The 6,154-nt window shown below is 71.5% G+C and carries 9 protein-coding genes; 4 read left to right on the top strand and 5 right to left on the bottom strand.

The window, feature by feature from the left end; genetic code table 11:
- Window positions 1–630 (top strand): ATP-dependent Clp protease proteolytic subunit (locus tag GKQ77_RS25585; RefSeq protein ID WP_219691296.1); only part of this gene is annotated, 630 nt, incomplete at its 5' end.
- 18 nt (window positions 631–648) lie between these two features.
- The gene (locus GKQ77_RS25580; protein ID WP_219691295.1) at window positions 649–1,257 is read left to right on the top strand and encodes a ClpP family protease; all 609 of its coding nucleotides are present in this window, start codon (window positions 649–651) and stop codon (window positions 1,255–1,257) included.
- A gap of 30 nt (window positions 1,258–1,287) precedes the next feature.
- On the opposite strand, the gene GKQ77_RS25575 is transcribed toward GKQ77_RS25580, so the two are convergent.
- Complete coding sequence (locus GKQ77_RS25575; RefSeq protein WP_219691294.1) at window positions 1,288–1,671, bottom strand: helix-turn-helix domain-containing protein; 384 nt, start codon at window positions 1,669–1,671, stop codon at window positions 1,288–1,290.
- Between the two features lie 104 nt (window positions 1,672–1,775).
- A complete protein-coding gene (locus GKQ77_RS25570; RefSeq protein ID WP_219691293.1) occupies window positions 1,776–2,729 on the bottom strand; it encodes a helix-turn-helix transcriptional regulator in 954 nt (317 codons plus the stop codon).
- Between the two features lie 118 nt (window positions 2,730–2,847).
- On the opposite strand from GKQ77_RS25570, the gene GKQ77_RS25565 reads away from it, so the two are divergent.
- Window positions 2,848–3,900, top strand: a complete 1,053-nt coding sequence (locus GKQ77_RS25565) for an NAD(P)-dependent alcohol dehydrogenase (RefSeq protein ID WP_219691292.1) — start codon at window positions 2,848–2,850, stop codon at window positions 3,898–3,900.
- 158 nt (window positions 3,901–4,058) lie between these two features.
- Window positions 4,059–4,445: a VOC family protein gene (locus GKQ77_RS25560; RefSeq protein ID WP_219691291.1), complete on the top strand. Its 387-nt coding sequence runs from the start codon at window positions 4,059–4,061 to the stop codon at window positions 4,443–4,445.
- Here GKQ77_RS25560 and GKQ77_RS25555 read toward each other — a convergent pair.
- From GKQ77_RS25555 to GKQ77_RS25545, 3 genes are read right to left on the bottom strand one after another with little or no spacing between them, the layout of a single operon-like run.
- Complete coding sequence (locus GKQ77_RS25555) at window positions 4,427–5,248, bottom strand: alpha/beta fold hydrolase (RefSeq protein ID WP_219691290.1); 822 nt, start codon at window positions 5,246–5,248, stop codon at window positions 4,427–4,429. The genes GKQ77_RS25560 and GKQ77_RS25555 overlap by 19 nt on opposite strands.
- A gap of 6 nt (window positions 5,249–5,254) precedes the next feature.
- Window positions 5,255–5,737 (bottom strand): ASCH domain-containing protein, encoded by a 483-nt coding sequence (locus tag GKQ77_RS25550; RefSeq protein WP_219691289.1) that lies wholly within the window; start codon window positions 5,735–5,737, stop codon window positions 5,255–5,257.
- Window positions 5,734–6,129, bottom strand: coding sequence for a winged helix-turn-helix transcriptional regulator (locus GKQ77_RS25545; RefSeq protein WP_219691288.1), 396 nt, complete (start codon window positions 6,127–6,129; stop codon window positions 5,734–5,736). Before GKQ77_RS25545 ends, GKQ77_RS25550 begins: the two co-directional genes overlap by 4 nt.
- Window positions 6,130–6,154 lie beyond the last annotated feature (25 nt).

Below are 6,154 nucleotides of genomic sequence, written 5' to 3'. Positions count from 1 at the left end.
GCGGGGCCGCGGGCGGGTGAGGAGGGGGAGACCTCTCCGTCGCGGTTCGACGATCATCTCGCCGCGCAACTGCTCAACCAGCGGATCGTGTTCCTCGGGACGCAGGTCGACGAGGTGTCCGCCAACCGCGTCTGTGCGCAGCTGCTGTTGCTGTCGGCGGAGGATCCGAAGACCGACATCGGGCTGTACATCAACAGTCCCGGCGGCTCGGTGACCGCGGGACTCGCCATCTACGACACCATGCGGCTCATCCCCAACGACGTCTCCACCCTCGCCATGGGATTCGCCGCCAGCATGGGCCAGTTCCTGCTGAGCGTGGGCACGCACGGCAAGCGGTTCGCGCTGCCCAACGCGCGGATCATGATGCATCAGCCGTCGGCCGGCATCGGCGGCACCACCGCCGACATCGCCATCCAGGCCGAGAACCTGGAGTTCACCAAGAAGGCCATCGAGCGGATCACCGCCGAGCACACCGGACAGAGCCCGGAGACGATCTCCCGGGACGGCGACCGCGACCGGTGGTTTACCGCCGAGCAGGCCAAGGAGTACGGGATGGTCGATCGCGTGGTCGAGTCCCTGGAGGACGTGCGGCCCGCCGGGTCGAAGCGGCGCATCGGGCTCGGGATCTGAGAGAGGAAGGGGAACGCAGTGAGTCAGTACACGATTCCCACCGTCGTCGAGCGCACCCCGCAGGGCGAGCGCGCCTACGACATCTACAGCCGTCTGCTCTCCGAGCGGATCATCTTCCTCGGCACGGAGATCGACGACGGCGTCGCCAACGTCGTCATCGCGCAATTGCTCCACCTGGAGTCCTCCGCCCCCGAGCGCGAGGTCGCCCTCTACATCAACTCGCCCGGCGGATCCTTCACCTCGCTCATGGCCATCTACGACACCATGAGCTTCATCTCCGCGCCGATCTCGACGTTCTGCGTCGGACAGGCCGCCTCCACCGCCGCCGTGCTGCTCGCGGGCGGCGACCCCGGCAGGCGGTTCGTGCTCGACCACGCGCGCGTGCTGCTCGGGCAGCCCGCGAGCCGCGGCCGGCAGGGGACGGTCTCGGATCTCGCCCTGGAGGCACAGGAGATGCTGCGGATCCGCTCCCAGGTGGAGGAGGTGCTGTCCCGGCACACGCACCACGACATCGACACCCTGCGCGCCGACATGGACCGGGACAAGGTCTTCACCGCGCAGGAGGCCGTCGCGTACGGGCTCGCCGACCAGGTGCTCAGCAGGCGGAACGTGCCCGTCGCCGCCTGAGCCGGGCCCGTAGGCCCCCGGGATCCGCGCTCACGCGGCCAGCCGCATCTCGCCCTGGTACGACGCCCTGGCCGGCCTCGCACGGGGGAGGCCGGCCAGCCGGCCCTGTGCCAGGGCGAGCAGGTCGGAAAGGCGCAGCCCGAGCGCGTGGGCGGCGGCCGCGAGGACCTCGGAAGAGCCCTCCTTTCGGCCGCGCTCCAGCTCGGAGAGGTACGGCATGGAGATCCGGGCGGCGTCCGCCACGTCCTGGAGCGTGCGCTCCTGCGCCAGGCGCTCACGGCGCAGGACGTCCCCGACGACGTCCCGCCAGAGAGGCTCCTTGGCCTCACCGGTGGGCGGCACCGGCGCCGCCTTCACCGGGCGCAGGGGAATCACGCGGGCTTCGTTCGGCTTCTGCCGCTCATCGCTGCTCACTCCTCCACCCTAGGGAGCGATCACGCCATCGGGCAGCGCCAGACGTTCTGCCGCCCGCGAAATCGCCCGCCCCGCGGGGCCGTTGCTCGCTTCGAGGCCATTGCTCACTTCGTCGCCGAGCCCACCGACGCCGCGTCCCTGCCCCAGCTCGCGAGCAGCCGCAGCGCCTGCGCCGCCGCCGAGTCCGGCTCCGCGTGGTACATGATCAGCGACTGGTCGCAGTCGTCCGGCAGCCGCAGCGTCTCGTACGAGAGGGTCACCTCGCCCACCAGCGGGTGGCGCATCCGCTTGACGCCGTGGCCCTTCTCCCGCACGTCGTGCGTGGCCCACAGGTTCCTGAACTCCTCGCTCTTCACGGAGAGTTCGCCGACCAGGGCGGTCAGCCTCGGGTCGTTGGGATAGCAGCCCGCGTCCATGCGCAGGTAGCTGACGATGTCGGACGCCTTCTGCTCCCAGTCCACGAAGAAATCCCGTACGCCCTCGTCCAGGAAGCAGATCCGCGCCCAGTTGCGGTCCTTCGGCGCCAGTTGGCCCCAGTCGCCGAAGAGCGCCGCCGCCATCGCGTTCCAGCCGAGGATGTCCGAGCGGCGGCCGACGACGTACGCGGGGACGCCGTCGATGGAGTCGAGGAGCTGTTGCAGGGCGGGCCGCATGTGCTGCGGGCGGGCGGACCGCTTCTTCTTGAGCGCCTTCGGCTTCGCGAGGTGCGTGAGGTGGGCGTGTTCGGCGTCCGTCAGGCGCAGGGCGCGCGCGATGGCGTCGAGCACCTCGCCCGAGACATTGCGGCCGTTCCCCTGTTCGAGGCGGGTGTAGTACGCGACGGAGACCCCCGCGAGCTGCGCCAGCTCCTCACGCCGCAGCCCGGGCACGCGCCGGTGGCGGCCGTAGCTGGGCAGCCCGACGTCCTGGGGCTGCAGCCGGGCCCTGCGGGTGCGCAGGAACTCGCTCAGCTCGGCCCGGCCGTCCAGGGGCTTGCCCGCGACCGCCTCCGGCGCTTCAAGCGCTCCAGGCCTTTCAGGCGTTCCCGGCGTTTCCGGCGTTTGGGGTGACTCGTCCATACGTTCCAGTATCCCGGGTCGTACGACCCCGAGCCTGACCCCGCCAGTAGTAGGACCACTGAACGTAGGCAGAACGGGTGTCTGGGTGAACCCGCAGCTCATTGGCAGTGTCGATGCCATGACTGAGCAGATCACCACCGTTACCGCCTACGCCGCCCCCGCCCCCGACGCGCCCCTGGAGCGGACCACGATCCCGCGCCGCGCCGTCGGCGAGACCGACGTCCTGATCGACATCAAGTACGCCGGGATCTGCCACTCGGACATCCACCAGGCCCGCGACGGCTGGGGCGAGGGCATCTTCCCGATGGTGCCCGGCCACGAGATCGCCGGCGTCGTGACCCAGGTCGGCCCCGGCGTCACCAAGTTCGCCGTGGGCGACCGCGTCGGCGTCGGCTGCATGGTCGACTCCTGCCGTACGTGCGAGAACTGCGAGGCGGGCCTGGAGCAGTACTGCACGCGGGGCAATGTCGGGACGTACAACGCGCTCGACAAGAACGGCGAGCCGACCTACGGCGGCTACTCCACGCACATCGTCGTGGACGAGGCGTTCACCGTCCGCATCCCCGACGGGCTCCCGCTGGACGTGGCCGCGCCACTGCTGTGCGCCGGCATCACCACGTACTCCCCGCTGAGGCGCTGGAACGCGGGTCCCGGCAAGAAGATCGCCGTGGTGGGTCTCGGCGGCCTCGGCCACATGGGCGTCAAGATCGCGCACGCCCTGGGCGCCGAGGTGACCGTCCTGTCGCAGTCCCTGCGCAAGAAGGCCGACGGCGAGCGGCTGGGCGCCGATCACTACTACGCGACCAGCGACGACGCCACCTTTGAGCAGCTGGCCGGGACCTTCGACATGATCCTCTCCACGGTCTCGGCGCCGCTGCCGCTGGACAAGTACCTGGGGCTGCTGCGCCCGGAGGGTGCCTTCGTCAACGTCGGCGCCCCGGAGGAGCCGGTCTCCCTCAACCTCTTCTCCGTGATCGGCGGCGGCAAGACCCTTGCGGGCTCCATGATCGGCGGCATCCGGGAGACCCAGGAGATGCTGGACTTCTGCGCCGAGCACGGCCTGGGCTCCGAGATCGAGCTGATCCGCGCCGACCAGATCAACGAGGCGTACGAGCGTGTCCTCGCCAGCGATGTGCGCTACCGCTTCGTGATCGACGCCGCGACGATCTGAGCACCCGCGCGGCCTGAAAACGCCTCGGTCCCGGGGCCTGGTCCGCAGGGCGCGGCGGAACCGGGTCCCGGGACCGATCCGGGCGCCCCGCACCCCGGCCTACCGTGGTCCTGTCAGCGCAAGGCCACGGGAGTTCCGGCAAACGAGGAGGTCACCTCATGTCCATCGAGTTGAACCACACGATCGTCGCGGCCACGGACAAGAAGGCGTCCGCGCACTTCCTCGCGGACATCCTGGGGCTCGAGGTGAGCCCGCAGTACGGGCCGTTCCTCCCCGTGGAGATCCCCAACGGCGTGACCCTCGACTACTTCGAGAGCGACGGCGGGCCGATCACCCCGCAGCACTACGCGTTCCTGGTCTCCGAGGACGAGTTCGACGCGATCTTCGGACGGATCAAGGAGCGGGACCTGCCCTACTGGGCCGACCCGTACCACCACCACCCCGGCGAGATCAACACCAACGACGGCGGCCGTGGCGTCTACTGGGACGACCCGGACGGGCACAAGCTGGAGATCCTGACCAAGCCTTACGGCAGCGGCGGCTGAGCCGGCCCGCTCCCGCCCAGGAACGCGAGGACCTGCGCGGTGGCCACCCCCGCGAACTCCTCGAAGTAGGCGTGCCGGGCGCCGGGGACGAGGAACGTCCTGGCGTCCGGGATGCGGGCGGCGAGCAGCGGGGCGTTGGCGGCCGGGTTGAACACGTCGTCCGTGCCGTGCACCACGAGCGTCGGCGCCCCGATCCGCGCCAGCGCCTCCCACGCGTCGTGGCGGGCGCTGGCCCGCAGATGGCGGCGGCGGGCGTACGCGGGCATGGCCGGGTCGCCGAGGGTGTGGAACTCCCGCCCCGGGCGGAGGCGTTCCTGCTCCGCGAGCCAGCCCGGCGTGTACATCAGCTCAAGGAGGGCGCGGCGCGCGGCGTCCGGATCGGCCTGGCTCAGGGCCGCCCGGACCTCGGGGCCGCGCTCGACACCGTGCGGGGCCCCCGGCGACGTACAGCCGAGGACGAGGCGGCCGACCCGCTCGGGGTGGTCGGCGGCCAGCCACTGCGCGATGCGGCCGCCCATGGACGTGCCGTAGACGTGGGCGCGGTCGATGCCCGCGTGGTCGAGGACCGCGACCACGTCACGGGCGAAGCCGGGCGTGCTGTACGTGTCGGTGTCGGGCCGGTCGCTCTCGCCTGTGCCCCGGTGGTCGAGTACGAGGGTGGTGAAGCGCGCCGCGAAGTCGTCCCGTACGCAGTCCCACCAGTGGTGGTTGTTGGACTGCCCGGCGAGCAGCACCAGCGGTTCACCGGAGCCGTGCAGCTGGTAGTGGAGGGCGACGCCGTCGGCCGTCTCGGCGAAGGGCACGGCAGCTCACTCCTCCCGTGCGTCGGCGGCCGGGCGGCTCTCCCGCAGGTCGGCGACGAGCCGGAAGCGTTCGAGGACGAGTTCGGTGGTGTCGTCCACGGTGAACGCGTCGTCCCCGAGCGCGGCCCGCATCTCGGCGCTGTGCCAGAAGCTCTCGTGCCCCGCCCGCCACGCGGCGACGGAGGTGAACCCCTCGCCCTCGTCGACGGCGTGCGCGAGGTCCACGTCGGCCAGCCGCGCCACCCGCACTTCGGTGACCTCGATGACGCCCACGGGCCGGTCCGCGGAGTCGACGACGACCGACCGCTCACCAGCCTTCGGCAGGGGGTCACCGGCGCGCTCGTAGTCCAGGACCAGACCCGTTGTGGAGGTCTTGGACCCGTCCAGGACGGCCGCCACGAGCTGGTCGCGCAGAGGGCCGGGGAAGGCGAACTCGACCTTGGGGAGAGAGGAGTGGGCCCTCGCGGGGTCGGGCGGTGGGGTGGTCATGGGTTCACAGTAGTCGCGGCGCCCCAGTCCCAGAGGGCCTGCATGACCGGCCCCAGGGCGCGCCCGCGCACGGTGAGTTCGTAGGTGACCGTCGGGGGCCAGCCTGGGGTGCGGGTGCGGTCGGCGGCGCCCGCGGCGACGAGCTGGGCGAGGCGGTCGGCCAGCACCTTGTCGGACAGCTCGGGCAGGGCCGCGGCCAGTTCGCTGTATGTGCTCCGCTCGCGCCGCAGCAACTCGCGGACGAGGAGCGTCGTCCAGCGGCCCCGCAAGGCGGCGAGCGTGATCTCCACGGGGCAGGCGGGGCTCGGGGCCGTGACCTCGGCCCGCGCGTCGTCCGGCAGGCCCGGGGCCGCCCGCCTCGCGCCGGCGCCGCTTTCCGTTCGGTGAGTCACGAAGCCGCCTCCTACCGTCGTGCCC

This window comes from Streptomyces anatolicus, from assembly GCF_019400875.1.
Lineage (GTDB): Bacteria > Actinomycetota > Actinomycetes > Streptomycetales > Streptomycetaceae > Streptomyces > Streptomyces anatolicus.
The sequence above is the reverse complement of the archived record's forward strand: the minus strand, read 5'-3'. Positions and strand labels throughout refer to the sequence as shown.

Bases quoted from the DNA above. Each gene is read 5' to 3' on its own strand.
- GKQ77_RS25565 (WP_219691292.1), top strand. From the start codon at position 2,848: ATGACTGAGCAGATCACCACCGTTACCGCCTACGCCGCCCCCGCCCCC.
- GKQ77_RS25570 (WP_219691293.1), bottom strand. From the start codon at position 2,729: ATGGACGAGTCACCCCAAACGCCGGAAACGCCGGGAACGCCTGAAAGG.
- GKQ77_RS25550 (WP_219691289.1), bottom strand. From the start codon at position 5,737: ATGACCACCCCACCGCCCGACCCCGCGAGGGCCCACTCCTCTCTCCCC.
- GKQ77_RS25560 (WP_219691291.1), top strand. From the start codon at position 4,059: ATGTCCATCGAGTTGAACCACACGATCGTCGCGGCCACGGACAAGAAG.